Below are 26,223 nucleotides of genomic sequence, written 5' to 3' on the forward strand. Positions count from 1 at the left end.
CACCGGGACCATGGCAGTAATGGGATACCAGCAAATCAGCGCCGAAGCCAAGAAGATCGCGTACCGCCTGGACCCACTCGCCATGCTGGCCCGGAACACGAAAGCCGTCAACGACCGGCACGTCAGCCTACGCCCGGCCCCCGACGCGATGGTCCGGCTCTCCGCGCTCCTGCCCGTCGCTGAAGGCGTCGGCGTATACGGCTCCCTATCCCGGGAAGCAGACACCCTCCGCGCCGGCGGAGACCACCGCGGCCGCGGACAAATCATGGCCGACACCCTGATCCACCGCACCACCGGAACACCCAGCGGAATCAGCGGGGTGGAAATCCAACTTGTCATGACCGATAGGACCCTGTTCCAAAGCGACAGCGAACCAGCCCACCTCACCGGCTACGGAACAATCCCCGCCCACCGGGCCAGAAACATCATCCAGCACGGAACAAAGACAACCAACAATAACCCCGCCGCGGCGATGGAAGACCCGGCGTTCCGGGTCTGGATCCGCCGCCTCTACACCGCCCCCGGCACCGGGAACCTCGTCGCCATGGACTCCACCCAACGCCTCTTCCCAGCCGGACTCCGCAGATTCATCACCGCAAGAGACCAAACCTGCCGAACACCTTACTGCGACGCACCCATCAGACACATCGACCACATCATCCCCCACCACACCCAACACAACAACAAAAACAACGGGAAAACCAACGAACTCAACGGCCAAGGACTCTGCGAACGCTGCAACTACCGCAAAGAAACACCCGGCTGGACCTCCACCCCACAACCCCGAACCCCACCACCAACCGGAACACCCGGACCGGTCACCGGAACACCCGGACCACCAACCGGAACACCCCCACGACACACCGTGAAAATCACCACACCCCTCGGCCTCAACTACACCTCCACAGCCCCACTGCTCCCCGGGACCCACAGGAACGAATCGTCGCCTATATAGGGGTCCGCACGTCCAATTCAGCAGGCACCCCGCGAAAATTGCCACACCGCTGTGAAACAGCTGCATCCCTCTTGCGCCACGGTTGCCCGGCACCCTGCAATTCGTGCTAGAGAAAAGGCAAGCAGCGACGGCAGGCAAGGAAACGACGTCCACCACTTGGCAGGCTGCCAAAAGCCTGCAACGTTCCGACGTTCCCACGTTCCTAGACCTCCCCGTTCCCACGTTTCTAGGCCCGCACGTCCCAACTTCCCTATGTCCCGGTGCGCTACCTCCAGATTGGTGCTGCCGCACGGTGACTCAGACGCTTGTAGTGCATTTGTATAGTTAATGCATGGTAATCTCTTTGGCGGATCTGCTGGCAGCGCCGCAGCTTCACCTCAAAAACCTTGGCGCCGCGCAGGGCACCTTGAAAACCCCAATCCAATGGGCCGCAGTGACCGAATTAGAGAATCCGCAGCCGTTCCTCAGCGGCGGTGAGCTGGTGCTGACTACGGGGCTCAACAGCGTCACGGCCGCCGCGCAGCGAACGTTTGTCCGCCAAGTACAGCGTGCCGGCGCCGTTGGAATTGGTTTTGGCATCGGGCTAGGGCACGATCAGGTGCCCCCGGCGTTGATTGCGGAGGCGAACCGTTGGGGGGTTCCCGTCGTGGAGGTCCCGTACCGGACCCCATTTATTGCCATTGGCAAGCTCGTGGCGGACTCCCGTTCGGCGGATCACTACGCCAAGCTTGAGAGACTGCTGACCCAGCACCAGATTTTGGCCCAATCGCTGCTCTCCGGCGGCGGGCTAAACGCCCTTTTGGTCAAGCTGGCCGGGATGATTCGTACGGACGCAGTATTGACGCAGTTTAACAGCGAACTTTTCAGCACCTGCCCGGGCACCGCCGTCGATGACGACAGCTGGCTGCCGGTGGTTCTCGCAACGGGTAAGCGCGACGCCAGCACCCTCTGGCTGCGTAAGCCATTCGAGGACGGAGCGATTATCGATTATGCCAAGGGTCTGATCGGCGTCGAGCTCAACAACGTGGTGCAGCGCCGGCACGCGTCACGCCAGCTCGCCGGGCAGGTGATTGCGGATATTATCCGCGGCTCGTTGGAGGGTCCCGACGCCGCTGCCCGGCTGCAGAGTGTAGGCGTCAACCCGGGGATCAAGAATATGGTGCTGCTGGTGCAGGCTCCTCCCGGCCGCGGGGGAACACTGGGCGCCATGGCACTGCCGCAGCTGCTGGAACCCGCAGTGTCCGCAGTTTTGGGCGATGGGGAGAAGCAGGAACTGCTCATAATCTGCCCGGCGGGCATCGGCTCCCCTTCGGCCTTGGGGCATGCATTGGGCCGGCAAGTGTCCGATGTGGGTGTGAATGCGCCGGTGGGGATCGGCGGTACCTATGCACAGGCTAATGGACTGCGCTGGAGCTATTTCGAAGCCAAAGAAGCCGCCTCCCGTGGGCTTGCGGTCAATGTGCCGGAACGGCTCAGTCTGACCTCGCTGCTGCTCGCAAGCGAGGACGTACCGATGGCGGACATGGCAACCGAGGCGTTGGCTCCCCTCCTGGCCTTTGACGCCGCCCACGCTGCTGAACTAGTGACCACGCTGGAAAGCTATCTGCAGCTCAATGGCTCTGTGGCTGCAGTGGCCGAAGCACTGACATTGCACAGGAACACGGTCCGCTACCGGCTGACGCAGATCGCCGAGCTGACAGGCTATAACCCGGCTGTTACAGCGGACCGCGTCCAGTTATGGCTGGCTCTGGCCGTGCGGCGGCTAGCCCGAGCCTAACCGCTCAACCGTCCCCCGTCGTCGTCCTCGGTGCCCCACCACCAATGCGCCCAGGGCACCCCGGTTAGGCATCTTTTGCCCCACCGGTCCTCTTACCGGGATCAGCGCTCTCCGGATGCAGACTTTTACTCAGTGGGATAACGACGCCTTCGCGGTACAGCAGCGACCGGAGCTCCGATTCCACCGAGTCCGGCCGGTGCGGGTCAACTGTCTCACCTGCGGTGTAGTGGTCCAGCAGGCGTGGGTCGACGTAACTTTTCCGCGCGATCGTGGGCGTGTTTCCCAGGACCTGGGCCGCATCCTCAATGGCCCGGCTAATCGCTTTCTTGCGGTCGGTCACCTTTTTCTGTGGACCGATCCGCCCCAAACTCGCCGCCGCCGCTGCAGTGCCCCGCAGGGTGCGGAAATCCTTGGCGGTAAAATCCTCACCGGTGTGGTCTTTGACATAGGCGTTAATTTCCGCACTGGTCACCGGATGCCAGCTGCGTCCATCCTTGTAGGCGAGCAGACGAGCCTTGCCGCCGCGCCGTTTCAAGGTCCTGACGATGGCCGCCAGATCGGGATCCGTGATTTCAGATGTCCATGTCTTGCCGCTCTTCGCCGGGAAATTCAGGCATAAGGTGTCCCCTTTGACGGTGACGTGAGCGCAGAGCAGGGTCGCAAGCCCGCGGCTACCGTTGTCATTCGTATATCGCTCCGACCCCACTCGAAGCGAGCCGCTGTCCAGCATTCGGAACGCCGCTGCCAGCACCCGTTCCCGGCCCATTCCATCGCTGCGCAGATCCATGGTGACGCGTCGGCGTGCGGTCGGAAGTGATTCTGCCAAGGCCAGTGCGCGGTCGAATTTGACCCTGTCCTTTTGCTCCCGCCACGTGGGGTGGTAAATATATTGGCGTCGGCCAACCGCGTCGACCCCGGTCGCTTGGATATGGCCGTTCTCAAAGGGTGCGATCCACACATCCGTCCACGCCGGCGGGATACCGATGCTCTCAAGGCGTTCCCGGACCGCCCCGTGGACCAAAGTTTCACCGCGAAAATCCCGGTAACTGAACCCGCTGCCGGATCTGACCCGGCGATAGCCGCGCCCGGAGGTATTGCTGCGCCGAAGCCTCACCGATGTTCCTCCTGCCCACGATGGAACGAGCCGGATTACGGTGCACCGGCCTGTCGCTTTCGCCTATCGTAAGCCTACTGAACTGATTCGCCTGCCTCAGACCCGGATGTACGCGGCGCAGGCAACGACAAGCACATCTGTTCGTGGCACCACTTTTACGCGCTCCCGCAGGACCCGCCATACGCTGAGGCTGCAGCGTCCAGCGCCTTTTCGTGGCTGTTCCGTCCCAACCTGCCGTCCCAACCTGTGTAGTGAATGCCGCGGGATTCGAGCAGTCCGACGACGACGGCCGGGTCAGCATTAGCGGCCGCCGGTAGGTGCGCCAGGTCCCGCAGGAGGTATGTGACGGTTTCCAGCGCAACCCCCTTGGTAGGGCCGATCGGGCCGACCGGCCCGGGTTTGCTCCAGCCGGCTCGTTCACCAGCCGATGAAGATCTACCCAGGCCCGGCAGGAAGGGCTGTCCGGCTTGAACAGCTGGCTGGTAGGACTGGCCAGGTCCGCTGTTGAGGAAACCCTCTCGGAGTTTTATGGGCGATTCTGTACGTCTGGCCCTACGGCGAAATGGCTCCGACCTGTCCGGACGACCGTTGGGGGATGCCCGGTTCGACCGGCTGGAGCTGGTCCTAAAATCCTTGGACAGTCCCTTCAAGGTGGGCTGATCCCCTGCGCGATCAGGGTCCGGGAACCTAATAATGTACGACGCCTATTTCGGGACGTCGGGGTTGACCTCGGCCTTCGGAATGGCCACATTGCCGACGCCCCACTCGTCGAGGATCTTCTTGTAGTCGCCATTCTCGATCAGCTTGTTCATCGCCTTGGCCACCAGGTCCGTGAACGGAAGGTCGTTTTTCGCCACGGCAATACCTACTGGAGAGGCGTCGTAGGCGTCACCTAAGGTCTCTAACTGGCCCTTGGTCTGGGTGATCGCATAGGCGATAGTGATGGAGCCTGCGGGCATGGCATCCACGTTGCCGTTGACCAATCGGGTGGTGACGTCCGTCTGGTTCTGCAGGCTGACGACCTTGATGGCCGGTTTGCCCGCCGCGACGCACTTGGCGTTCCGGTCCGTCAGATCTTTGGTCTCCTGGAACGAGCCTGTCTGCACGCCAATGCTGCGACCGCAGACATCGTCCAGGCTGAATTTCTTCGGGTTGCCCTTCTGCACGGCCCACTGGGTGCCCGCGCTGAGGTAGCTCACAAAGTTTGCAGCCTGCTTGCGCTGGTTAGTGATGAAAAAGGATGAGGCACTCAAGTCATACTTGGGCCCCAGCGAGGGCAGAATGCTGGTGAAGGCGGCGCTCTGGACCTCAACCTTGAGTCCCAGCAGCGCGCCGATGGCCTTGGTCAAATCGACATCGTAGCCGATCGGCGTCTGGCCGTCGCTGCCGCCCAGGAATTCCGCCGGGGCATACGAGGTGTCAGAGCCCATCACCAAGGTGCCCTTGTCCCGCAGGGCCTGAGGCACCGCGGCGGCCAAAGTGTCATCCTTCTGGATGGCGGAGACATTGAACGAGGACGACGACGAGGCCGACGCTGCTGCGCCCTGCTGGGAGGCATTGGTGCAGCCGGTCAGCGCCAGGGCCGCCACGGCGAGCAGGCCTGTCGAGAGCAAAAGTATCGACTTTGCGGTCATGGGGACCCTCCGGCTTGGGTGGGTAGGCGTGGACTGAACTGGAATCAGATTGTGTGGCGGACGCTATATTTGTCAAATTGATACGTCATATCCTGACATCGGGTACCTTGAGACAACCAACTGTGAGGACGGAAATGCAATCCATTCATGACCATGCCCAGGAGATTCGGGACGAGCTGATCGGGTTCCGGCACGAGCTGCACAGGATTCCCGAGATCGGTCTGCAGCTACCGCGGACCCAGGCCTTGGTGCTGGCGAAGATCAGCGACCTGGACGGTTTGGAAGTCAGCCTCGGCGAGCGCCAAAGCTCTGTGACGGTGGTGTTGCGCGGCGGCAAGGACAACCCCGACGGGGGCGGGCGGCAGGTGGTGCTGCTGCGCGGAGATATGGATGCGCTGCCGGTTACCGAGGAAACGGGCCTGGAATTCAGCTCAACCATCCCCGGTGTCATGCATGCCTGCGGTCACGATGTGCACACTGCAGCTCTCTACGGCGCGCTCCGGTTGCTTCACGGACGCCGGGACCAGCTGGCTGTGGACGTAGTCTTCATGTTCCAGCCCGGGGAGGAAGCCTACGATGGCGCCCGCTTCATGGTAGCCGACGGCGTGCTGGACGCGGCCGGGAGGCGTGCGGATGTGGCATTCGGACTTCATGTTTTCTCAGCCGAGTATGACAACGGCGTCTTCTACTCCAGGCCGGGCCCGCTGCTGGCCAGCTGCGACGAACTGTTCGTCACCGTCCGCGGCGAGGGCGGCCATGGATCAACACCACATTTGACTCGTGACCCGGTCCCAGTAGCCTGCGAGATGGTGCTGGCCATGCAAACGGTGGTGACCCGCCACTTCAACGTCTTCGATCCCGTGGTGGCCACGGTCGGCAAGCTGGTGGCCGGAACGGCCGGAAACATCATCCCGGACGATGCGACGTTCGACGTGACGCTGCGGACCTTCTCCCCGGACCACAAGGAACGGCTGCTGGCCGAGTTGCAGCGCCTGTTCCACGGCCTCGCCCAGGGGCACGGCATGACGGTGGACATCACGGTGGCGCCGGACTATCCCGTGACGGTCAACGACGCTTCGGAATACGCCTACGCCCGCGATGTGATCACCGACGTCTTCGGCGCCGGCAGCTTCCGGGAAATGGAGTTTCCCGTGCCGGGTTCGGAGGATTTCTCCCACGTTCTGCGGGAGGTGCCAGGAGCGTTCATCATGCTCGGCGCGTCGACGGCAGCTGACCCTGGGTCCGCTGCCAGCAACCATTCGCCGCGTGCCGCCTTCGACGATGCCGTGGTCCCCAGGGCCGCGGCAGCCCTGGCGGAGCTGGCGTTTCGACGGGCCACCGGCCGCTAACAAGGTTTCCCGAGGTACCCCACGCCATGAGTCGCACTGCAGCCTTGGACGAACTACGCCTGTTGCTGCTGACCGTTGCCAAGCCGCGGATCGTCCACTGCGACGGAGTGTACTTCCAGGGACTCTGGACACGTCCCCACACTCCTGGTCGCCTACATCCGCGAACCAGTCATGGTTCGCTACGACCCACGGGACATCACCGAGATCTGCGTCTTCCACAAGAACCAGTTCATCTGCAAAGCCGTGAACCCCGACCACAAAAATCTCCACCTTGGCCCTCAAAAACATCCAGGCCGCACAATCGGCCTGCCGCCGGGAACTGCGCGGACAAATCAACCAGCGGATCGTCGTCGTGGCTCGGCACATGCCGAACCTAGCATCTACGAAACCCGCTCCCACCCCGTGCCCTGTCATTGAACCTGCAAAGCGCCCCCAAAGCTACGCACTGTGAGAGGACGACCGTTGGCTTCGCCCACGACTACCGCCCATTCGTTCAGGAAGAACTGAACTTCGTTCTGGAGCGCCGATGGCACAAACTCGTTCAGAGCTCGGACCGGACGACTTCACCGATTCCGAGGCCATCTCCGCCGTCGCCCGGGACACCAGAGGCGACTTCCGCCTCATCAACCGTCTCTTCGCCCAAATCGAACGGGTCATGAAAATCAACGAACTCAGCACCATCACCGACGACGTCATTGAAGCTGCACGCTCAACCCTCGTCGTCGGAATCAGCTAAATCCCCAAACCTGACTGCGAAAAACCGCGATTCCGAACTAACAGTCAAAGGATTGCCCCGACAGCGGTCGGTGTGACCAATGACAACCCCAACGCGAAAATTGCGAACCACCTGCGGAAGGCTGCCGAGTTCATGGTCAGCCAGGCATGGGTTAGCAGTCGGCTGGCCTTCCTAGAAAAGCCATCAGATGACGGTGGGCTGGCGCGGTCGGGGGCGCACTTTTTTCGGGTCCGAAGATTTCAGGTGCACGGAACCGTTCCATCGTTCCCAACTCGAGCATCGTGTTCAGCAGTTGTTGCGCCAATTCTTCGTCGATGAACTCTTCCTGCGTGGTGGCGACCGCCAGGTCGATTCCGTGAACCACGACCTCGGTCAGGTGAATCAAAGCCCCCAGACGGCCTGGAACCACGCCGATGGATATGCTGAGTGGCCGATCGAGAACACCCGGAACCCGCCAGGCTGCAAGCACCTCCGCGGCCGCAGTCCGGTATGCCTCTTTCGGACAATTGCCGAGCCAGTCACGTTCGAAGTCTGCGTCGTCGTCCGAGCCTGAGCTCGCTGCCACGAAGAGCCGATAGCCGCCCACCATATGGTTCGCCAGTGCACGTACATCCCACGCCGGACATGGTGTGGATAGGGCCCACTGGTCATCCCTTAGGCGGTCAAACACAGCCGCTGTTGCTGCGTGAGCCCTCTGCAAGTATGCCTGCAGTGATTCCATGTCTTTAACTTTCTGTGCGGTCGATTGTCGATGTTCAGTTTGTTGCCGGTGATGAATAGCCGGCATTGGTGGTGCTGGCCGGACTGGTGCGGCGCGTGCGCAGAATCAGCAGTCCGAAGACGAGCAGGATGACGTCGCCGCCGATCATGAGTATCCACCGCCATATGTTGCTCACATCCCCCAACTGGAGGGCGATGTCCCCGAGGGCGTGGAGGATGATCAGGGGCCACAGTGAGACGTTCCGCAGCCGCAGCGCGGCCAGGCCCATCCCAAAACACGCAGCCCCGACAACCTGTGCTGAGGTGATCGAGGGGTTCGCGCCGAAGGCAATGTTGGTCAGGTGCATAACGCCAAAGAGCGCGGAAGACAGCCAGGCGGCCCTGACCGGCGTCCACGAGGCCAAGCTTTTCAGGACCAGCCCACGGAACCACAACTCCTCGTAGATACCGGTGGCCAGATAACCCAGGACCATTATCGTGCTGGCCTGCAGCCCGACGTTTTTGATACCAGCCGCGAAGGGCGCCAGGATGACCAGCGCGGGAACGATAAGCAGCACCGGGCGCACCCGACCGGAGGTGAACAATTTCCTGTTCGTGGCGGCAACGACAATGCAGGCGAAGAGGGCCAAGGCCAGCACGGCGATGAACCTTTGCTGCATCGGCTCCAGACCAGGGGCGAGCCAGCTGATCAGCAGCGCCGCGGCCAGGGTTGCCGCTGCGGTGATCCCTGTCAGGGCCAAGGCTGCGCGCAGGGGACGGTCCAGGGCTGCGCTTGAAGTTTCAATCATGATGTCGCTTTCCCTTCGGCTTAGTAATCGTGGGCAGGTACGGGTGCGCCCGTACCGATTCGGGCGGGCAGTGCACGGCATCGGGCCAAGGTTGTTATTACCCGGGCGGTGACCATGGACAACGCCATGATCACGAAGGCCGCGGTCCAGGCATCGGCTCCCGTGATGGCGTTACTGATGGAAAAGTCCCTGATTCCCCTCGCGGCCCACCCGTTCGCTGACTCGGCGAACGCGATCCGCCCTCCGATGACCAGCAGCCACAACAGGGCATACAGCACCCCGGCCCTGCTGGCCACCGTTCCGTCAGCGCGGCGTTTCACCGGCATAAGCAGCGAGGCAAGGATACCCAGGGCCACGCCTGCGCCGGCTCCGATGACGTCCAAGGCGACGTCGTTACCCCGGGTCGGGACGTTGAACAGCAGCAGGATCCCAGCGGCCGCGGCGAGCAGCAACGGCAGGGCCAGCCGGCGGCGGGTGACCGGCCGGGTGCCGAGGTTCGTGGCGAGGATGAAAATCAGGAGGCCGATGTTGAGCAGCCATTGTGCGGTGGTCATGAGCTTCTCCGGTGCGTATCTGGGACTGTGGGCAGCCCGTGGGCTGTGCTTTATTCAAAGCTACGCAGGCGAATCCAGTCGCGATTCGGCCCCTCGGTGGATTCCGCACCGGTCTGTTTATCCACCCCAAGGTGGACACCTCAGCCCGTGAGTGGAGTTGGCCGGTCGAGTTCCGCTGGTTGAGTTCAGCCGGTGACCAAACGGTGGCGGAAGGCGTAGCGGACCAGCTGGGCCCGGTCCCGCATGCCGGTCTTGGCGAGCAGGTGATTGATGTGGGTTTTTACCGTTGAATCGGACACGAACAAACGGGCCGCGATTTCCCGGTTGGACAAGCCTTCCGCTACGAGGACCAGGACGTCGGTTTCCCGCTGGGTCAAACCATGGGCCCGTTCGGAGGGCTGCTTGTCACCGGCGTCGGCGATAAAACCCGCATGGTCACCGCGGGTCAGGGCCTCGAGGAGGCGCCGCTGGACGGTGGGGTCCAGCTGCGCTTCACCGGCGGCCACGGTAACGAGCGCATGCCGGATTTCCTGAGCATCAGCGTCTTTGGTCAGGAATCCCCGCGCTCCCGCCCGCAGCGCCGAGAACACCCATTGATCGCCCGCATAGGTGGTCAGGACGACTACCCTCACGGCCGGCATTTCCTGGCTGAGGAGGTCCGTAGCCTCGACCCCGTTCAAGACCGGCATATGAAGGTCCATCAGCACAACGTCAGGCTGCAGCATCCGGGCCTGACGGATGGCGTCGGCACCATCGACAGCGGCCCCGACGACCTCGATGCCCTCAAGAAGACCCAGAATCATGGACAGGCCGTCCCTAACCACTTTCTGATCGTCCGCGATCAGCACCCGAACTCCGGTTTCACTCACAGCCGGCTCCCTTCCACTAAATGCCACCAGCATCTCACAGGGAAATGGCGCTGCTGGTCGACCACCCGACGGATAGTCGCGGGAGAATCTCCACTCCGGGGTGGAGCAGGACGCAGTTGGATTGTGGAAGGATTCCAGCCATGACTCCTTCCCGGCAATGGCTCACACCGCTGGGCCTGGCCATGGTTGCCCTCGTGGTCCTCACCGCAGGCCTCGGCGGTACCGGGTTCGCTACTGGCGGCCCCGGACTCGTCAATTTTGTGGCGGCACTGGTTTTCGCCGCCGCCGCTATACCTTTCCTGATCCGTGAATCTCTTCCCCCGGGCGCTTATGCCGCACTAACGGGGCTGATGGCGCTGGCCGTGGTAGGTATGCGTACCGCGGACCCGGCAGGCGAGGTCATCGCTTTGTTCCTGCTGGCAGCGTTCGCTCCCCTGCGTCCCCCACGGCCCGTTCTGGCCGCCGTGACCATGCTGGGGGTGCTGGCGTTCAACGTCCTCCAGCTCAGCTCCGGGCATTCCGCCCTCACATTGATCCTGGCCACCGACGCAGGCGCGGCGTTCTTCTTCCTTGTTGGCACGTTGCTCCGGCGGGAAAAGGAGCAGCGGCTGCGCATTACAGGGCTCCTTCAGGAACTGCAGGCCAGCCGCGAGGCGGAGCAGGAAGCCTCCCTTGCAGCCGAGCGGGGACGCACTGCCCGGGAAATGCACGACGTCCTGGCTCACACACTGTCGGGCCTGGCGCTCCATTTGGAAGGTGCGCGCCTACTGGCTCAAAGCACCAACGCCGATACCCGCCTGCTCGAGACGATCCAGCAGTCACAGCAGCTGGCCCGCTCCGGTCTCGCTGAGGCGCGCCGGGCCGTCCGGACCCTTCGAGGTCAGGACATCCCCGGGCCGGAACTGATCGGCTCCCTCCTTGACCAACACCGGCTCGTTTCAAACGGTGCGGCCACTTATCGCGTCGATGGACAACCCGTCCCGCTCCCCCCGGCAGCAGCGCTGGCCCTCTATCGGACCGCCCAGGAGTCGCTGTCGAACGTAAGGAAACACGCCCCCGGAGCCGACGTCGACGTCGAACTTTCCTGGCGCCCAGACACCGTGGACCTGCAGATCACCAACATCGGCGGCGGCGGCACCCACAAGCCGGCGACGGATCCCGGTTATGGCCTCACCGGCATGTCCGAACGCGCCGACCTCGCCGGTGGCACTGTGAAAGCAGGACCCGTCCAAAACGGTTTCCGCGTGCACCTTTCCCTTCCTTACGCTCTGGCTAGGGATCAGCAACCTGCCCGGTTCCCGTCCGAGCCTCCGATATCCGGCGGGTGAAGGACGGGCACCACGAACAATCAACCTGCAAGCCCGCCGCGACCGAGCCTCAAATGTAGGAGCCCGGTGGCCGAAGTAGCCGTCGGCTAAGAACCGTGGCGCACACATACCTCCTGGTGTGCGCCTCTGCCGGCCACGTTCTGCAAAGATTATTGAGTTTACGGCCCGTTCATTGGCCGGCAGAGCAGCCACGGTGACGAGCGAATCCAAAGGGAGCAACTTCAGGTCATCAACAGCTCTTGCCGGCGGACAAAAACTCGTACTGCTTTTTGGTGGGGGCGCTTCGCACGCGTCCACTGATACGGACGTTGCAAAACTAGGATAACCAGTCTACGAACATGTATGTAGTTTACAAGCTGGCCGCTAGGTGAGGCCCAAGGACAGCTGTCGTACCCCATATCCAAATATTTCCACCTGAAAGGACCGTTCCAGTTGACTATCATCCAGCGCGTAGTGACAGACTCATCGTTGTGGTGTGTGGGGTCACGTCCGATACTTAGGTAAGCATGGAGCGCGTGAATGGGATAGGAGTGGGTGTGGGCGAAATCCGCGTTTTCCTAGTCGACGATCACCGGGTCGTTCGCACTGGGCTAGCCGCCTATCTGGGTGGGGAGCCGGGTATGCGAGTGGTCGGTCAGGCCTCGGACGGAATCGCGGCGTTGGCGGAGATCGCGGTGCTCGACCGGGCAGGTGAGCGGCCGGACGTGATCTTAATGGACCTGATGATGCCTCGGATGGATGGGATCGCCACGACCAGAGAAGTGAAGAAGCGGTGGCCGGAGATCGAGGTCGTCGCGGTGACCAGCTTTGTGGAGGAGGAGAAGGTCCGGGGCGCCCTCGAGGCCGGTGCAGCCGGTTACTTACTCAAGGACGCCGACGCGCCGGATGTTACCGCCGCCATCAGGTCGGCGGTCGCGGGTGAGGTCAACCTCGATCCGGCTGCCGCCCGCGCGCTGACTGCTTCCCTGCGCGCACCAAAGCACGAGCAGGCGCCGCTGACCACGCGCGAACGTGAAGTCATCGTTGCGATCGCCTCCGGCGCGACGAATCGCCAGATCGCCCGCACTCTGGGACTGGCCGAACGCACGGCCCGGACCCATGTCTCCAATATCCTGGCCAAGCTCGGGCTGACCAGCCGCACACAGGCTGCGATGTGGGCAGTGCGCGAAGGACTAGTTGACAAAGCCGGTGAACCGTAGCCATGAAGGAAGGCCGAGGCGCCCTGGCCCATTCATCCTCTGATGGCGTCCCCGCGGCTGCCGAGCGTGATCCCCTGCGCAGCACCTCGATGCCCACCGAACCGGTGGTCGATGACGTGCCGCTGAGCGACTCGCCGCTCGACAGTCAGCTGCTCGAGATCTTTTTCGACCGGGTGCCGATGGGTATCGCCATTTTCGACACTGACCTGCGTCTGCACCGCTGCAACAAGACATGGACAGCATTCTTCGAGCACTACCTGGGGGTTTCGGCGGATCACACCACCCCTGGGCGGCACCTCAATGAGCTGATCCCGGGGAACGAGCAGGCCATTCGGCAGATGGCCGACATCGCACTCGCCGGCCAAGTGATTCGTCAAGCGGCGCAACGGATCACTATTCCCGGAACTGATACTTACTGGGACGTGGTGTTCGCGCCGCTGTTCGGCGACGGCCGTGTAGTCGGCATGGTCGACATCGTCACCGATGCCACCGATCGCGTGCGGTCCTTCCAGCGCCTGGAAGCACGGATCGCGACGTTCTCCCAAGTCGCAGCCGGGATGAGTGTGGACCAGCCGCTGTCGGCGACGTTGTCACTGGTGGTCAACGCCGTCCATCAGACCACCGAAGGGCTTGCCTGCAGCATTGTGTGCTGGGACGAGGACGGCCGCGGACCGGCCATCGCCTGGGCCGACACAGTCCTCGGTGAGGGCTTCGCGGGAGCCATCGAAGAGGTATGGAATATCCGCGGTAGGCGTCCGGTTGGGGTCGAAGAGTACGAGGGCACCATACGCCGTGGGTTCCGCGATGCAGCCCTCGCCGACCCATCACTGGCACCCGTTCACCCATATCTCACCGAGGCCACGCCCTGGGGGGACGTGGCGTTGCTGCCTCTCGTTGTATCCGGGGTGGTAGTAGGCGAGGTTGCCGTCTATCTCGCGCCCGGGCAGGACCTCGACGACGATGATCGGGGCTACCTCGTGGCTCTGGCCGATCAGGCTGCGGTAGCGGTACGCAACAGCACGCTGTACCGGGCGGCCGAACGGAACGCCGCTTTGGAGGAGCGGCAGCGGCTGTCCCGTGAGCTCCACGACTCGGTGAGCCAATCGTTGTTCTCCATGACCCTGCGTGCCCGGACCGCTCAGCGCTACCTCGAATCGACGGATCTGCCCAGTGATCACCCCGTCGCGATCGAGATCGAGCAGCTTCACAGCTTGGCGCAGGGAGCCTTGGCGGAGATGCGCGCTCTGATCTTCGAGCTTCGCCCGCGCACTTTGGAAGCCGCGGGCCTTGCCGTGGCACTGTCCAAGCAGGCCGCCGCCATCACCGCCCGTGAAGGACTCACAGTCAATGTGTATGCACCGGAGTCCCGGCTCCGACTCGATCCAGCGGTTGAGGAGCACCTTTACCGGATCGCTTTGGAAGCGCTGCACAACATCGTCAGGCACGCTGGCGCTACCCGGGTCGACGTCGGCGTCGAGTGCACCGACGCCGGATTGGTGCTTCGGGTGCGCGACGACGGGGCAGGGTTTGATCCATCCATAAAGCGGCCCGGGCACCTCGGCCTGATGACGATGCGAGAGCGGGCTGAGGTGATCGGTGCAACCTTCGATTCCGATTCCGGTCCCGGTCGAGGATGCGAGATCACGGTCGCGGTGCCGTTTACCGCCTGACCGTCTACGTCATCGCGCCGATGCTGCACCGGCCACAGGCCCCACCTGATCCGGCGATTGTGCCGATGTGAAGGCCACCCTGCTCGAGCGATGCTTTTCCTGTACACCAAGCGGTGCACAACGAAAGGACATCAATCATGGACCCCTATTACGCGCAGCAACTGGCACAGGCCCACTTCAATGATCTGCTGCGGTACCGGCAGACCCACGTCCCGAGTGGCCAGCGTCAGACCATACCGATACGCCGAAGGCTGCATCTTCTCTTCCCGCGCTGGACCGGCAGAACCTATGCACGCCGGATCTTCCACTTGGCCGACTTACTCAAGCGCTTCGGCCAATGAGAAGCATGCTGTCCCGGCTGAGGAGCACCGTCATGAGAATCACAGCGAAGCCACCCAGCCTCCTCCCGCAACCAGTGACGGAGGCACCAACCGGTCCGTCAGAGGGACTCTGGCGGAACTTGGACTACGTGTGGTGGCTATCCACCGACACCGGGGGCGCTTTGGCGCGGAGCCTGCATAACTTCGCCGTCCCGCTTCTGGCTCTTTATGTGACTGGCAGCCCAGTCCAGGCAGGAATGGTCGCTGCCATTGGCCAAGTCGGCCGGCTGTTGACGACCGTGCCCGGCGGGGTCCTCGCCGATAGGTATAACCGCCGGCGGCTCATCGTGATCGGGGCGGCCTCCGGTGCCGTGCTCGCCTTAGCTTTGGCGGCGATGCAACTCGCCGGGTTCATGAGCTTCTGGTTGTTGAGCACCTTGAACCTGCTGATGAACATCCGCGGTGGACTGTTCGACTCCACAACGAATGCCGCGCTGAAATCGGTGGTCGCCCCGCGCAGCGTCGGCTCGGCCGTTGCCGCTAATGAGGGCCGTGACGCCGTCGTCGCGCTCTCCGGAGGTCCTCTGGGCGGCGTGCTGATGGTGCTCGGCCATGCAGTCCCGTTCCTGGTCACCTGCATCCTGGAGGTGATCAGTGCACTGTCTGTGCTTCGCATCCGCGCTGATCTGCGCCCCGCGCGCGAGCCCGCCGCGCGAACCGGGTACCTGAATGAGGCGCGGGAGGGACTGTCATGGCTGTTCCACCGACCCGAACTTCGCGGGGTCATGATAATTTCTACGATCGTGAACCTCGGCATCAACGCCGCGCTGACCACTGTAGTGTTCGGCCTGCAACAGCGCGGCGAATCCCCTGCGACGATCGGTCTGACCACGTCGGCCATCGGGGTCGGTATGCTGGCCGGGGCCTTGGTCGCCCCGGTACTGGTTCGTCGCGTGCCTACCGGCCGGCTGAGCGCCCTCGGGCTGATCTTTGTCGCAGGATCCGTGGCGGTCCTCCCGTTCGTTCAAACCCTGCCAGCGATCTGTGCCGCGCTGGCGGCCAGCATGGTCGCCGCGCCGGCGATCAATGCCTCTCTGCTCGGCTATTTCATGGTGGCCGTCCCCACGCGGCTACTCGGCCGCGCCACCAGTGCCTTGGACGTGCTGGCCATGGGCGCTGTCCCACTGGCACCGCTGGTCGCCGGCTTCGGATACGCGGCCTGGGGGTGGGCAGGGGCGCTGGTCCTGTGCTCCGGGATCTGCGCGACGGCGGCCGTCTTGGCCATGTTCGACCGTGGTCTACGGACGTTGCCCAACTCCGAGCGATGGCCGGACCATGCCGCTGAGATCGCCCGGACTGCGCAGAGCCCTGGGGTCCGGCGTCGGCGAACTGACCGATCTGTTCCCGGACGGCCGATCCACCGTTTCCAGGGCCATTGAAAGTGGACACAGCACGGCATTCGGGCCAAGGTGGCCCTAATGCTTGTGCCGACGACTTCTGACCCCCTCCGGCTCAGATCATCTACCGCTCATCCTCATGGTCGCCGGGATGGTCCTTGACCAGTCCGGCGGCCAGGATGTTGCCGTACAGCGGATCAATGACCAGGAACGCTCCGGTGCGCCGGTGCCGCGCGTACGGTTCAACGGGCAGCGCTGAAGCCAGCCGGATCTGCACGCTGCCAATGTCGTTTAATTCCAGACCGGAAGCCGCCTGTTCCTGAAAGCTGGCCAGGTCCAGCTTCCCCGTGACGGCGCGAACCAGTGCCGTCACGGTCCTGCTGCCGTGCTTGATCAGGACTTTGGCGCCTTCGCACAGTGGTTTAGGCGAGAGCCAGCAGAGCTCGGCGTGCAGGTCCTGCGTTGGAGCGACGAATGTTCCCGCGGCCGCGATGAGGTCCCCGCGGGCAATGTCGATCTCATCGGCCAGCCGGAGCGAGACGGACTGCGGCGCCACTGCAACGCTGATGTCAGTTCCGGCAAAATCGATGCCAACGACGGTGCTGCTAAGCCCGGAAGGAAGTACCGTCACGCGGTCCCCCACGGCGACGGACCCGGAGGCCAGCTGGCCCGCATAGGCGCGGTAATCACGGAAGGTGTCCGGGCCGCCGTCGCCCGTTTCCGCAGGCTCTGCAGCCAGCTCGGGCGCCAACGCACCCTGCGGCCGGATCACCAGCTGAACGGGAAATCGGAAGGGCTCCTGCCCGCGTTCCAGCTCATCGGTGGAGGGCAGCGCCTGCAGAATCTGAAGCAGACTCGGTCCCGTGTACCAGGAAGTGCGTGCGGACCGATCCACCACGTTGTCTCCGGAGAGCGCTGAAATCGGGACCACCAGCACATCCGCCAGCCCCAGCCGGGCACTGACTTTCCGTACCTCGTCGGCAATGGCGGTGAACACCTCTGCGCTGTAGCCGACCAGATCAATCTTGTTCACAGCCACCACCACGTGCGGCACACGCAGCAGCCGCAGCACGCAAAGATGCCGCCGGGTCTGTTCCAGCACGCCCTTGCGCGCGTCAATGAGGACGACGACGGCGTCGGCCGTGGAGGCGCCGGTCACCGTGTTTTTGGTGTACTGCACGTGCCCGGGGCAGTCCGCCAGGATGAAGCTGCGCTGGTCGGTGGCGAAGTAGCGGTAGGCGACGTCGATGGTGATGCCCTGTTCGCGTTCCGCGCGGAGTCCGTCTGTGAGCAGCGCCAGGTCGATCTGCTGGCCACCGGGCTCGCCGCCGGGTTCGCTGCCGGGTTCGCTGCCGGGTTCGCTGCCGGGCTCGCCACCGTTAAAACCGCGCGCCGCAGAGGCCCGGGTGACCGACTCCAACTGGTCGGCCAGGATGGCTTTGCTGTCATGCAGCAGCCGGCCCACGAGCGTTGATTTGCCGTCGTCCACGGATCCGGCGGTGGCGAAGCGGAAGAGCGTCCCCACCCGTTCCCTAACCTCTCGCTCGGCCAGGGAACCGTGCGGGCGTGGGCCCACACCGGACGCGAATGTCTGTGTGCTGATAGTCATTAGAAATAGCCGTCCTTCTTGCGGTCTTCCATGGCTGCCTCGGAAATCCGGTCATCGGCCCGGGTGGCACCACGTTCGGTAATGGTGGATGCCGCTACTTCGCGGATCACCTCCGCCACGGTGGCAGCGGTGGATTCGACGGCGCCGGTGCAGGACATGTCACCGGCGGTGCGGTAGCGCACCATTTTGGTGAGGACGGGCTCGTCTGCGCGGGGAAGCGAGACATCGCCGACGGCCCGCCACATGCCGTCGCGGGCATATACCTCGCGTTGGTGTGCGTAGTACAGGCCCGGCAGCTCAATGCCAACGCGTTCGATGTACCGCCAGATATCCAGTTCGGTCCAGTTGCTGATTGGGAACGCCCGCACATGCTGCCCTACGGTGTGCCTGCCGTTGTACAGATTCCACAGCTCGGGGCGCTGATTGCGCGGATCCCATTGGCCGAAATCGTCGCGGAGGCTCAAAATCCGCTCCTTGGCCCGAGCCTTGTCCTCATCGCGGCGGGCGCCGCCGAAGACCGCGTCGAACCTATTGGCTCTAATGGCTTCCAGCAGCGGCGCTGTCTGCAGCGGGTTGCGGGTGCCGTCGGCACGCTCGGCCAGCTCACCGCTGTCAATGTGGTCCTGAACGCGGCCAACGACCAGTCGCAGCCCCAACCGCTCAACGGTGCGGTCACGGAACGCGATCACTTCCGGGAAATTGTGGCCGGTGTCCACATGGACCACGGGAAACGGGACCTTACCGGGCCAGAACGCCTTTGTTGCCAGATGCAACATGACCACGGAGTCTTTCCCGCCGGAAAACAGCAGTGCCGGACGTTCAAACTCTGCCACCACCTCGCGGATGATGTGGAGGGCCTCGGACTCCAATACATCCAGGGAGGTCATCCGCGGCGGTGCCGCCGCAGCGCCGAATGCCGCGCCGGCGCTGACTTTGGCGCCTGCGCGGGTGTCATCGGAGGCCAGCGTAGTGTCCTCGGTCGTGTAAATACTCATGTATGCAGTCCGCATTCTGTCTTGGAGGTTCCGGCCCAACGGCCGGCACGGGGGTCTTCGCCGGTAGCAACCTTGCGGGTGCAGGGCAGACAGCCAATCGAGGGATAGCCCTGGCTCAGCAACGGGTTGACGGGGAGCAGATTGTCCTCCGAATACCGCACCACCGCGTCGAAGGTCCAGGACGCGATCGGGTTGACTTTGACTAGACCGTTGGCTCCATCCCAGCTGACCAGCGGTGTGTTGATCCGCGTCGGAGCCTCTTCGCGGCGCACTCCGGTGAACCAAAGTTCATACCCGGACAGCGATTTCCGCAGCGGGGCCACCTTGCGCAGCGCGCAGCACCGGCCGGGATCGCGGGCAAAGAGGTCCTTACCGAGCAGCGAATCCTGCTCGGCCACGGTGTGCTCCGGAAGGACGTCGACGACGTTCACGTTCAGGTTCGCGGCGACTTCATCCCGCGTGGCATAGGTTTCCGGGAAGTGGTAACCGGTCTCCAGGAAGAGCACGTCGACCCCGGGCAGCTGATCCGCGACCAGGGCCGGCAGCACGGCATCGGCCATGGAGCAGGCAACGGCGACGTCGCGGACATCGAAGTTCCGCCCTGCCCAGGCGATAACATCTTCCGCGGGAGCATTCCAGCCCAGCTCGGCAGCACCGGATTCCGCCAGGGCCTTCAGCTCTTCCCGGCTGCGACGGGGGACCTCCAAGCGCCAGCCGGGGCTCCCTTGGCCGATCACCGCAGTTGCCGGTGGTCGACCAAGGCCGGCCGCGGCCGCGTGGAGAGCCGCGACGCTCATTGCAGCACACTCTCGTCGGCCAGCAGCGCCCATTGTGCGAATGACTCGTCCCCGGAACGGCCGGCAACGTACGCCCGCACCACGCGTTCCACATAGTCCGGCAGCTGAGCCACAGTGACCTTGAGTCCGCGGATGGTACGGCCCAGCCCGGCCTCGGCCCGGTCCACGGCAGCCAGCCCGCCGCCCAAGTGAACCTGGAAGCCCGGCGTGGGGTCGCCGTCGGGCGTTGGCAGCATCATGCCTTTCAGACCGATGTCCGCAGTCTGGATCCGCGCGCAGGAGTTGGGGCAACCATTGATGTGCAGCGCAATGGGCTGCGTCAGCTCGCCGCTGTCGGTCAGATCCGCCAGCCGCCGCTCCATCTCCGCGATCGCTGTCGCCGCCGTGTCCTTCGTGTTCACGATGGCGAGCTTGCAGAACTCGATGCCGGTGCAGGCGATGGTGGAACGGCGAAACAGCGACGGCCGCGCGCTCAGGCCCAGCTTCTCCAGCTCGGTGACCAGAAATTCCACCCGGTCCCCGGGTACGTCCAGGATCACGATTTTCTGGTGCGGAGTGGTGCGCAATCGGAAGGAACCGTGTGCCTCCAGCGTATCCGCGAGCGCTGTCAGGGTTTCCCCGGACAGCCGGCCGACGGTGGGCGCGGCGCCGACGAAGAAATTGCCGTCCTTTTGCTCATGGATGCCGATGTGGTCCCCGGGAGTTGTCGGCTTCGGCGCAGCAGGACCATCGGGGAGCTTGTACCCGAGGTATTCGTCCTCCAGGATCTGCCGGAATTTTTCCGTTCCCCAGTCCGCCAGCAGGAATTTCAGCCGCGCCTTGTTGCGCATCCGCCGGTAGCCGTAGTCGCGGAAAATGCTGGTCACACCCACCCATGCATCCGCCGCAATTTCGGCCGCGACAAACGCGCCGAGCCGCTCGGCCAGCCGCGGATAGGTTGAAAGAGCGCCGCCCACCCACAGGTCATAACCCGGGCCCAGCTCCGGATGCACCACGCCCACCAGGGCGAAGTCATTGATTTCATGCACCACGTCCTGGGACGGGTGCCCGGTGATGGCAGTCTTGTACTTGCGCGGCAGGTTCGCAAAGTCCGGGTCCCCGATGAAACGCGCGCTGAGCTCGCTGATCAGCTCCGACGGGTCAATGACCTCGTCCTTGGCGATCCCCGCCACGGGGCTGCCCAGGATCACCCGGGGAACATCCCCGCAGGCCTCCGTGGTGGAGAGCCCGACGGATTCCAGCCGTCGCCAGATTTCCGGCATGTTCTCGATCTCAATCCAATGCAGCTGGATGTTCTGCCGGTCCGTCAGATCCGCCGAGCCGCGGGCAAACTCGGTGGAGATACCGCCGATCACCCGCAGCTGTTCCGTACTCAGCGCACCACCGTCGATCCTTACCCGCAGCATGAAGTACCTGTCCTCCAACTCGCGCGGCTCCAGGGTGGCGGTCTTGCCGCCGTCGATCCCCTGCCGGCGCTGGGTGTACAGCCCCCACCAGCGGAACCGGCCGTGCAGATCATCGGAACTGATGCTGTCAAAACCCTGCTTCGCGTAGACCGTCTCGATCCGGGTCCGGCAACTCAGACCGCCGTCTTCCTGCTTCCACACCTCGTTGGCATTGAGCGGCTCGGTGCCGTCCACCTTCCACTGACCGTGCGGCTTGGCGGCGGGACGGGTTGGACGTGTGGGGCGGTCGGGACGGCCGGGACGGTCAGAGCCTGCGGACTCCGGGATCGTGCCGGCTATAGCTGTCTGTGTCATGTCCCGAGCGTAGGTGCGTCGTTTACGCACTCAAAAGAAGGCGAAATGCAAAGTCACGTGCGGAAATATTGCGTCACGTTGCCGGGACGACAACCGGTGGCCGACACTTAAGGAAGCCCCGGCAGCGATGTCGAAGGAACCCGCGGTACGCCGCCTCGAAAGGACAACCATGGACGCGCAGAGTTGGGACGAGCGGTATAGTGCAGCACGCGACGGAGAGGGTCTTTGGTCCGCGCAGCCTCACGCCGCCCTTGCACAGATCGTGACCCCACTGGCACCGGGCACTGCCCTTGACCTGGCCACCGGGGATGGCCGGAACGGAATCTGGCTGGCGGAACGCGGCTGGCAGGTCACCGCAGTCGACTTTTCCGCGGCGGGGCTTGCCGTTGCCCGTACCCGTGACACGGGCGCCGGCGCCCAGCGGACCGGCAGCATTGACTGGCAGCTGGCCGATGTCACCCGTTGGAACGCTGCGCGGGCGTACGATCTGATCACGATGACCTATCTGCAGCTGGCTGAGCAAGCCATCGCTGAGGTGATCACGCGGGCTTCGCGCTGGCTCGCTCCAGGCGGGACGTTGGTGGTGATTGGCCATGACCGGGACAATCTCACCGGCGGCACGGGCGGCCCGCAGGATCCGGCGGTACTGTATACCCCTGATATGCTCCGCGCGGCCGCGGATGGCCTGCGCATCCTTGCCGCGCGGCAGCTGACCCGGAATCCTGCCACGGATCCGGAAAGTCCCGGGGACAACGGACAGAGCGCGATAGATACGCTGCTGCACGCGGTCAAAGACTAACCCTGCGGGGTGCCGAGTGCAGACTGCGCCGCGTGGTCGAACCTTTCCAACGCGATCCGGGCCAGAACGGCCGTCCCGGTGGGCAGCAGCGGTGCAGCCACGCAGTCAGCTCCTGCACCGGCAAGCTGATCGTGGAAGAATCCGGGAGCCAGCAGATAGCAGGCGATGGCTACGCTGCTGGAGCCTTGTGCCCGCAGCCCCGTGACAGCGGCGGCCACGGTCGGGTCCGCGCCGGCCCCGTAGCCGGCCAGGACCGCACGAGGTGTCAGCTGCCGCAGTGCATCCGCAACCGATTCCACGCTCAGCGCTGCGGCTGGATCCGAGGACCCTGCGGCAGCCAGCACAATCCCGCCGGCTGTCCCGCCGTCATGGCCTCCAGGCACATCCGGTAGCCGGTCATAAAGCAGCTGCGCCAGCCGCGGATCCGGCCCCAGTGGACCTGCTGCGGTCAGTTCTTCCCGGCCGGTAACGGCTTGTGCGATGTCCACCCGCAGGTGAAATCCGACGGACAGCAGCAGTGGCACGACGACGGCGCGCGTCCCGGCGGGCAGCGCGGCGACGACGTCGGGCAGGGCTGGTTCCTGCACATCCACGTACGCCTCAAGCACCCTCAACCCCGGACGCTGGGCCGCGATTTCCGCCCGAAGGGCGTCGATGCACCGCTGGCCCTCGGGGCTGCGCGTTCCATGCGCGCAGGCGATGAGAACCGGCTGCAGTGCTGAGGTCAGCGGCGGCGTAACGTTCACCGACCCGCCCGCTGGCGGGTCCGCCGTCGAACGTCAGCTGGAGCCGCTTGCGCCGCAGCTGCAACCGCAGACGCATCCGCACGTACCGCTGGCTTCCGGCCCGTGCCCAGCACGGTTTTCAGCGACAGCTTGCGGGAATATTCAATAGAGCCGTAGCGGAAGAGGTACACGGCGAGCCGCAGCGCCAGGAAGCCGAGCGCAAACAACTCCACAATGACGGTGCCCGACTCCACCGGACTCATCGAACCGAAGGCATTTCGCAGCATCGCGGTGACCGGGGCGGACAGCGGGAAATAGGTGAAGATCTGCACAATCAGCGCCTGGGGATCGCTCACAACCAGCGTCACGATGTAGAACGGGATGAAGATCAGCGCCATGATCGGCCCAAAGACCGTGCCCGCTTCCTTGGCCGAAGGCATGACCGCGCCGATAGCCACCAGCACCCCGGTGAACAGGATGAAACCGCTGATCAACAACAGCGCGCCCACCAGCAAGGGGCCAGGCTGCAGGATCAGATGCGAGAGATCGAAATCCGGGAAATTGAGTTTGTTCCGGAAAAACAGGTAGCCCACCACCATTGGCGTGCTGAACACCAGCATCTGCAGCAAACCCACCATGAACAACGAAATCACTTTGCCGACAACCAGCGTGGTCGGATTCAACGTGGTCAGGATCATTTCCGTGACCCGGTTTTCTTTTTCCTCCAAGGTGGAGGCGAGCATCTGATTGGCAAGCAAAATAATGGTGACATAAAAAATCACCAGGAAAAGCAGTGGCGGCACCACCGTCCCAAGTCCGCCGGATTCAGCGCCGTCCTTGTACGTCTTGGAGTCAGTCTCGAAATTGCCCTGCACCAGCGCACTCAGTTGCGCCGAGCCAACCTTTTCCTGCGCGGAGAGCACCATCAGCTGCTTCGCCACGGCGTCATAGGCACCGTTGTTGAAAATGCCCTTGTCCTTGCCGTAAACGGCAGTGACGTCCTTGGTGGGATCCGCCGGGTACGCGAAATAGGCATCCAGTGTTCCCTCCTTGACAGCGTCGATAGCGGCAGCGGGATCCGTCGCAGGCTTCCCGCCAAAACCGGCCGCAAGCTGCGCACTGACGAGATTCGAATTGTCCGTATAGCTGAAGGCGAGATTTTCGTTCTTCTGCGCGTCTGCCGAGCTGCTCGTGGTGGAGTTGCTGAGATAGACCAGCCCGAACACAATGCCCAGAACTATGGGTATGGCCAAGGTTGCGATCCAAAAGCGACGTTTCTTCACGGTGCGGAGAAACTCGAAGGAGACGACGGTGCCGAGGTTGTGCCGTGTCATGGTCAGCGCCCCCCGGCATTCACTGGCGTGGGTGCTTGGTTCTGATCCCCATAAACCTGAATGAAAATGTCCTCCAGGGAACGCTTGGCGGCAATGAATCCCCTGACGGTGACGCCGGCGGCCACTAGTTCCTTGAGCACCTCGGCCTCGTCGACGCCGTCGTGCAGGGCGAGTTCGGCATAGTTGGTTTCCTGCAGCAGCACGTCATAAAGGTCCGACGGCGGGACGGCACCGGAGTAGCGCAGCCGAATGGTGCGTCCACCGTACTGGTTCTGGACCTCGTCGATGCTGCCGTAGGCCTCTGCCCGGCCGTCTTTGAGCAGGACGATTCTGTCGCAGAGCCGTTCCACTTCTTCCATCTGGTGCGTCACCATCACCACCGTCGCCCCTGCCCTCTTACTGTCCTCAATGATGTCCATCAGCAGCCGCCGGTTGACCGGATCAAAACCCTTCGTAGGTTCGTCAAGGATCAGCAGCTGGGGATCATTCATGATGGTGACTCCCAGCTGGATCTTTTGCTGCTGGCCGCCGGAGAGCTTGTCTACACGGGCCTTGGCCTTGTCCGCCAGATCCACCCGCTCCAAATACGCCAGCGAGAAGTCCCTGGCGGCCTGGGTGCTGAGCCCCTTGAGCCTGCCGAAGTACACCATGACGTCCAGCACGGCCTCCTTCTTGTACAGCCCGCGCTCCTCCGGCAGGTACCCCAGTCGGGAGCCATAACTGTCGCTGAACACCTTCCCGCCAATGTGCAGCGTGCCCGCGGTCGGCCGGTAGATCCCCAGCAGCGCACGGATCGTCGTCGTCTTACCCGAGCCGTTGCTGCCCAAAAGGCCGAATGTTTCGCCTTCATGGACGTCAAAGGACAGGTCCTGGATCACGGTTTGATCGCCGAAGTCCATCCGGAAGTCTTCTATGTGCACCAAGGGCGCGGCCGTGGCTGTGGCAGAGGTCATAACGCCCAGCCTAACTAATTCGACGTTTCCTTTGCTCCCGACCGCCAGCCGCACCGATCGTCGGATCGCTGCTGCCCGGCGTGACGACTGCAGTGGGCGGCGGGCTGCTGCGCGATATTACGGCCAACGAGGTGCCCCAACTCCTCGATTCAAAGGACCTGCCCGGGATTCCAGCCTTCCTCGGCGCGGGGCTGACCACCGTGCTCTTTAGCACCGGTTCGCTGAATCTGTTCACCGGCAGTGCTGCCGCCGTCGCGGTTTTTGTCTTTCGGATTTTGGCGTGGACTTTGGCTGGCACGCCCCGCTGGCCACACGCTGGAATCGGGCGGGAGCCATTCGCGGCTAGGATTGTGAATCAGATCCCCACTGACTCGGAGCCTAAGTATGAGCGACATGTTCCTTAACAATTTCCGTGCGTTGGTAGCGAAATATCTCGACGAGCCGTGGCTGGAGGCCGATGGAATCCCGCTGGCCGAGCTCGATGAGCTGCTGGCCGGTCACAACATCACGGTCCCACAGGTGCTGCGCGAATTCCTGCATGCCGTCGGCGGCTGCGAGGATCTGATGGAGGCGTACTACTATTTCTGGGATCCTGAGGAACTTCAGATCGAGGACGGCTACCTGTTATTTCTCGAGGATGAGGACGAGGAGTTCACCTGGGGCTTCCGCGCGGAGCAGCTGGCCGTCCCCGATCCGATTATCTGGCGGCGCAACAACGCCACGGGGGCCTGGACCAGCGAGGACGGTACGTTCAGCGAGTTCGTCTTCGATATGTTCGACTGGGTCTTCTCGGAGGACGACGACGACGTGGATATGGATGTGGACGACTGATCCGTTCTGT

25 protein-coding genes and 1 pseudogene are annotated in these 26,223 nt (G+C 63.5%); 13 read left to right on the forward strand and 13 right to left on the reverse strand.

The window, feature by feature from the left end:
- The coding region (locus IV500_RS01225) for an HNH endonuclease (RefSeq protein WP_230854327.1) at window positions 1–955 on the forward strand (955 nt) is incomplete at its 5' end.
- 331 nt (window positions 956–1,286) lie between these two features.
- Window positions 1,287–2,732 (forward strand): PucR family transcriptional regulator, encoded by a 1,446-nt coding sequence (locus tag IV500_RS01230; RefSeq protein WP_196395018.1) that lies wholly within the window; start codon window positions 1,287–1,289, stop codon window positions 2,730–2,732.
- A gap of 64 nt (window positions 2,733–2,796) precedes the next feature.
- Here IV500_RS01230 and IV500_RS01235 read toward each other — a convergent pair whose 3' ends face one another.
- Together IV500_RS01235 and IV500_RS01240 are read right to left on the reverse strand one after the other, a co-directional pair.
- Window positions 2,797–3,846 (reverse strand): DNA topoisomerase IB, encoded by a 1,050-nt coding sequence (locus IV500_RS01235; RefSeq protein ID WP_196395019.1) that lies wholly within the window; start codon window positions 3,844–3,846, stop codon window positions 2,797–2,799.
- Window positions 3,847–4,550: 704 nt separating this feature from the next.
- Window positions 4,551–5,480: an ABC transporter substrate-binding protein gene (locus IV500_RS01240; protein WP_196395020.1), complete on the reverse strand. Its 930-nt coding sequence runs from the start codon at window positions 5,478–5,480 to the stop codon at window positions 4,551–4,553.
- Window positions 5,481–5,614: 134 nt separating this feature from the next.
- Here IV500_RS01240 and IV500_RS01245 point away from each other — a divergent pair, with 134 nt between their 5' ends.
- The 3 genes and pseudogenes from IV500_RS01245 to IV500_RS01255 all read left to right on the forward strand — a co-directional run.
- A complete protein-coding gene (locus IV500_RS01245) occupies window positions 5,615–6,829 on the forward strand; it encodes a M20 metallopeptidase family protein (protein WP_196395021.1) in 1,215 nt (404 codons plus the stop codon).
- A 75-nt stretch (window positions 6,830–6,904) separates the two neighbouring features.
- A complete protein-coding gene (locus tag IV500_RS22230) occupies window positions 6,905–7,246 on the forward strand; it encodes a Mu transposase C-terminal domain-containing protein (protein ID WP_446680226.1) in 342 nt (113 codons plus the stop codon).
- Window positions 7,247–7,290: 44 nt separating this feature from the next.
- Window positions 7,291–7,565 (forward strand): annotated as a pseudogene (locus IV500_RS01255) (AAA family ATPase); the annotation flags it as partial.
- A 151-nt stretch (window positions 7,566–7,716) separates the two neighbouring features.
- Here IV500_RS01255 and IV500_RS01260 read toward each other — a convergent pair.
- From IV500_RS01260 to IV500_RS01275, 4 genes are all read right to left on the reverse strand, one after another.
- Window positions 7,717–8,352, reverse strand: a complete 636-nt coding sequence (locus IV500_RS01260) for a TIGR03086 family metal-binding protein (protein WP_196395023.1) — start codon at window positions 8,350–8,352, stop codon at window positions 7,717–7,719.
- A complete protein-coding gene (locus IV500_RS01265) occupies window positions 8,321–9,073 on the reverse strand; it encodes a CPBP family intramembrane glutamic endopeptidase (protein WP_196395024.1) in 753 nt (250 codons plus the stop codon). The genes IV500_RS01260 and IV500_RS01265 overlap by 32 nt, the downstream gene beginning before the upstream one ends.
- Window positions 9,074–9,093: 20 nt before the next feature.
- Window positions 9,094–9,627, reverse strand: a complete 534-nt coding sequence (locus IV500_RS01270) for a CcdC protein domain-containing protein (RefSeq protein ID WP_196395025.1) — start codon at window positions 9,625–9,627, stop codon at window positions 9,094–9,096.
- A gap of 185 nt (window positions 9,628–9,812) precedes the next feature.
- A complete protein-coding gene (locus tag IV500_RS01275) occupies window positions 9,813–10,496 on the reverse strand; it encodes a response regulator (protein WP_312875781.1) in 684 nt (227 codons plus the stop codon).
- 140 nt (window positions 10,497–10,636) lie between these two features.
- On the opposite strand from IV500_RS01275, the gene IV500_RS01280 reads away from it, so the two are divergent.
- The 5 genes from IV500_RS01280 to IV500_RS01300 all read left to right on the forward strand — a co-directional run bounded on the left by IV500_RS01280 (window position 10,637) and on the right by IV500_RS01300 (window position 16,452).
- Entirely contained in the window at window positions 10,637–11,824 is a 1,188-nt protein-coding gene (locus IV500_RS01280) for a sensor histidine kinase (RefSeq protein WP_196395027.1), read from the forward strand.
- Between the two features lie 536 nt (window positions 11,825–12,360).
- Window positions 12,361–13,023, forward strand: coding sequence for a response regulator (locus IV500_RS01285; protein WP_312875782.1), 663 nt, complete (start codon window positions 12,361–12,363; stop codon window positions 13,021–13,023).
- Between the two features lie 2 nt (window positions 13,024–13,025).
- Window positions 13,026–14,693 carry a sensor histidine kinase gene (locus IV500_RS01290; protein ID WP_196395029.1) on the forward strand — a complete coding sequence of 556 codons (1,668 nt, stop codon included), beginning with the start codon at window positions 13,026–13,028 and terminating at the stop codon, window positions 14,691–14,693.
- A 137-nt stretch (window positions 14,694–14,830) separates the two neighbouring features.
- The gene (locus tag IV500_RS01295; RefSeq protein WP_196395030.1) at window positions 14,831–15,034 is read left to right on the forward strand and encodes a hypothetical protein; all 204 of its coding nucleotides are present in this window, start codon (window positions 14,831–14,833) and stop codon (window positions 15,032–15,034) included.
- 32 nt (window positions 15,035–15,066) lie between these two features.
- On the forward strand, window positions 15,067–16,452 hold the full coding sequence (locus tag IV500_RS01300; RefSeq protein WP_196395031.1) for an MFS transporter: 1,386 nt from the start codon (window positions 15,067–15,069) through the stop codon (window positions 16,450–16,452).
- A gap of 82 nt (window positions 16,453–16,534) precedes the next feature.
- Here the strand turns inward: IV500_RS01300 and IV500_RS01305 are convergent, their stop codons facing one another.
- The 4 genes from IV500_RS01305 to IV500_RS01320 are packed head-to-tail and all read right to left on the reverse strand — an operon-like array spanning window position 16,535 to window position 21,571.
- The gene (locus IV500_RS01305; protein WP_196395032.1) at window positions 16,535–18,019 is read right to left on the reverse strand and encodes a sulfate adenylyltransferase subunit 1; all 1,485 of its coding nucleotides are present in this window, start codon (window positions 18,017–18,019) and stop codon (window positions 16,535–16,537) included.
- The gene (gene cysD / locus IV500_RS01310) at window positions 18,019–19,014 is read right to left on the reverse strand and encodes a sulfate adenylyltransferase subunit CysD (protein WP_196395033.1); all 996 of its coding nucleotides are present in this window, start codon (window positions 19,012–19,014) and stop codon (window positions 18,019–18,021) included. Before cysD ends, IV500_RS01305 begins: the two co-directional genes overlap by 1 nt.
- Window positions 19,011–19,811: a phosphoadenylyl-sulfate reductase gene (locus tag IV500_RS01315; RefSeq protein ID WP_196395034.1), complete on the reverse strand. Its 801-nt coding sequence runs from the start codon at window positions 19,809–19,811 to the stop codon at window positions 19,011–19,013. The genes cysD and IV500_RS01315 overlap by 4 nt, the downstream gene beginning before the upstream one ends.
- Window positions 19,808–21,571, reverse strand: coding sequence for a nitrite/sulfite reductase (locus tag IV500_RS01320; RefSeq protein ID WP_196395035.1), 1,764 nt, complete (start codon window positions 21,569–21,571; stop codon window positions 19,808–19,810). Before IV500_RS01320 ends, IV500_RS01315 begins: the two co-directional genes overlap by 4 nt.
- Window positions 21,572–21,698: 127 nt before the next feature.
- Between IV500_RS01320 and IV500_RS01325 the strand changes: the two genes are divergently transcribed.
- Entirely contained in the window at window positions 21,699–22,370 is a 672-nt protein-coding gene (locus tag IV500_RS01325; RefSeq protein ID WP_196395036.1) for a class I SAM-dependent methyltransferase, read from the forward strand.
- Here IV500_RS01325 and IV500_RS01330 read toward each other — a convergent pair.
- Genes IV500_RS01330 through IV500_RS01340 form a run of 3 tightly spaced genes read right to left on the reverse strand, consistent with a single transcriptional unit; the run spans window position 22,367 to window position 25,382 of the window.
- Window positions 22,367–23,116 carry a sirohydrochlorin chelatase gene (locus IV500_RS01330; protein ID WP_312875783.1) on the reverse strand — a complete coding sequence of 250 codons (750 nt, stop codon included), beginning with the start codon at window positions 23,114–23,116 and terminating at the stop codon, window positions 22,367–22,369. The genes IV500_RS01325 and IV500_RS01330 overlap by 4 nt on opposite strands.
- Window positions 23,113–24,429 carry an ABC transporter permease gene (locus IV500_RS01335; RefSeq protein ID WP_196395037.1) on the reverse strand — a complete coding sequence of 439 codons (1,317 nt, stop codon included), beginning with the start codon at window positions 24,427–24,429 and terminating at the stop codon, window positions 23,113–23,115. The genes IV500_RS01330 and IV500_RS01335 overlap by 4 nt, the downstream gene beginning before the upstream one ends.
- 2 nt (window positions 24,430–24,431) lie before the next feature.
- Complete coding sequence (locus IV500_RS01340) at window positions 24,432–25,382, reverse strand: ABC transporter ATP-binding protein (protein WP_196395038.1); 951 nt, start codon at window positions 25,380–25,382, stop codon at window positions 24,432–24,434.
- A gap of 80 nt (window positions 25,383–25,462) precedes the next feature.
- Between IV500_RS01340 and IV500_RS01345 the strand changes: the two genes are divergently transcribed.
- Both IV500_RS01345 and IV500_RS01350 read left to right on the forward strand, forming a co-directional pair.
- Complete coding sequence (locus tag IV500_RS01345; RefSeq protein WP_312875784.1) at window positions 25,463–25,786, forward strand: TRIC cation channel family protein; 324 nt, start codon at window positions 25,463–25,465, stop codon at window positions 25,784–25,786.
- Window positions 25,767–26,213, forward strand: a complete 447-nt coding sequence (locus IV500_RS01350) for a hypothetical protein (protein WP_196395039.1) — start codon at window positions 25,767–25,769, stop codon at window positions 26,211–26,213. The genes IV500_RS01345 and IV500_RS01350 overlap by 20 nt, the downstream gene beginning before the upstream one ends.
- The last annotated feature ends 10 nt before the right edge of the window (window positions 26,214–26,223 follow it).

Source organism: Arthrobacter terrae, assembly GCF_015708085.1.
GTDB lineage: Bacteria > Actinomycetota > Actinomycetes > Actinomycetales > Micrococcaceae > Arthrobacter_M > Arthrobacter_M terrae.

Excerpts from the sequence above, each read along its gene's own strand:
- IV500_RS01230 (WP_196395018.1), top strand. The coding sequence starts at position 1,287 with ATGGTAATCTCTTTGGCGGATCTGCTGGCAGCGCCGCAGCTTCACCTC.
- IV500_RS01305 (WP_196395032.1), bottom strand. The coding sequence starts at position 18,019 with ATGACTATCAGCACACAGACATTCGCGTCCGGTGTGGGCCCACGCCCG.
- IV500_RS01350 (WP_196395039.1), top strand. The coding sequence starts at position 25,767 with ATGAGCGACATGTTCCTTAACAATTTCCGTGCGTTGGTAGCGAAATAT.
- IV500_RS01320 (WP_196395035.1), bottom strand. The coding sequence starts at position 21,571 with ATGACACAGACAGCTATAGCCGGCACGATCCCGGAGTCCGCAGGCTCT.
- IV500_RS01290 (WP_196395029.1), top strand. The coding sequence starts at position 13,026 with ATGAAGGAAGGCCGAGGCGCCCTGGCCCATTCATCCTCTGATGGCGTC.
- IV500_RS01240 (WP_196395020.1), bottom strand. The coding sequence starts at position 5,480 with ATGACCGCAAAGTCGATACTTTTGCTCTCGACAGGCCTGCTCGCCGTG.
- IV500_RS01325 (WP_196395036.1), top strand. The coding sequence starts at position 21,699 with ATGTCGAAGGAACCCGCGGTACGCCGCCTCGAAAGGACAACCATGGAC.
- IV500_RS01315 (WP_196395034.1), bottom strand. The coding sequence starts at position 19,811 with ATGAGCGTCGCGGCTCTCCACGCGGCCGCGGCCGGCCTTGGTCGACCA.
- cysD (WP_196395033.1), bottom strand. The coding sequence starts at position 19,014 with ATGAGTATTTACACGACCGAGGACACTACGCTGGCCTCCGATGACACC.
- IV500_RS01270 (WP_196395025.1), bottom strand. The coding sequence starts at position 9,627 with ATGACCACCGCACAATGGCTGCTCAACATCGGCCTCCTGATTTTCATC.
- IV500_RS01245 (WP_196395021.1), top strand. The coding sequence starts at position 5,615 with ATGCAATCCATTCATGACCATGCCCAGGAGATTCGGGACGAGCTGATC.
- IV500_RS01335 (WP_196395037.1), bottom strand. The coding sequence starts at position 24,429 with ATGACACGGCACAACCTCGGCACCGTCGTCTCCTTCGAGTTTCTCCGC.
- IV500_RS01300 (WP_196395031.1), top strand. The coding sequence starts at position 15,067 with ATGAGAATCACAGCGAAGCCACCCAGCCTCCTCCCGCAACCAGTGACG.
- IV500_RS01340 (WP_196395038.1), bottom strand. The coding sequence starts at position 25,382 with ATGACCTCTGCCACAGCCACGGCCGCGCCCTTGGTGCACATAGAAGAC.
- IV500_RS01280 (WP_196395027.1), top strand. The coding sequence starts at position 10,637 with ATGACTCCTTCCCGGCAATGGCTCACACCGCTGGGCCTGGCCATGGTT.
- IV500_RS01260 (WP_196395023.1), bottom strand. The coding sequence starts at position 8,352 with ATGCCGGCTATTCATCACCGGCAACAAACTGAACATCGACAATCGACC.
- IV500_RS01295 (WP_196395030.1), top strand. The coding sequence starts at position 14,831 with ATGGACCCCTATTACGCGCAGCAACTGGCACAGGCCCACTTCAATGAT.
- IV500_RS01265 (WP_196395024.1), bottom strand. The coding sequence starts at position 9,073 with ATGATTGAAACTTCAAGCGCAGCCCTGGACCGTCCCCTGCGCGCAGCC.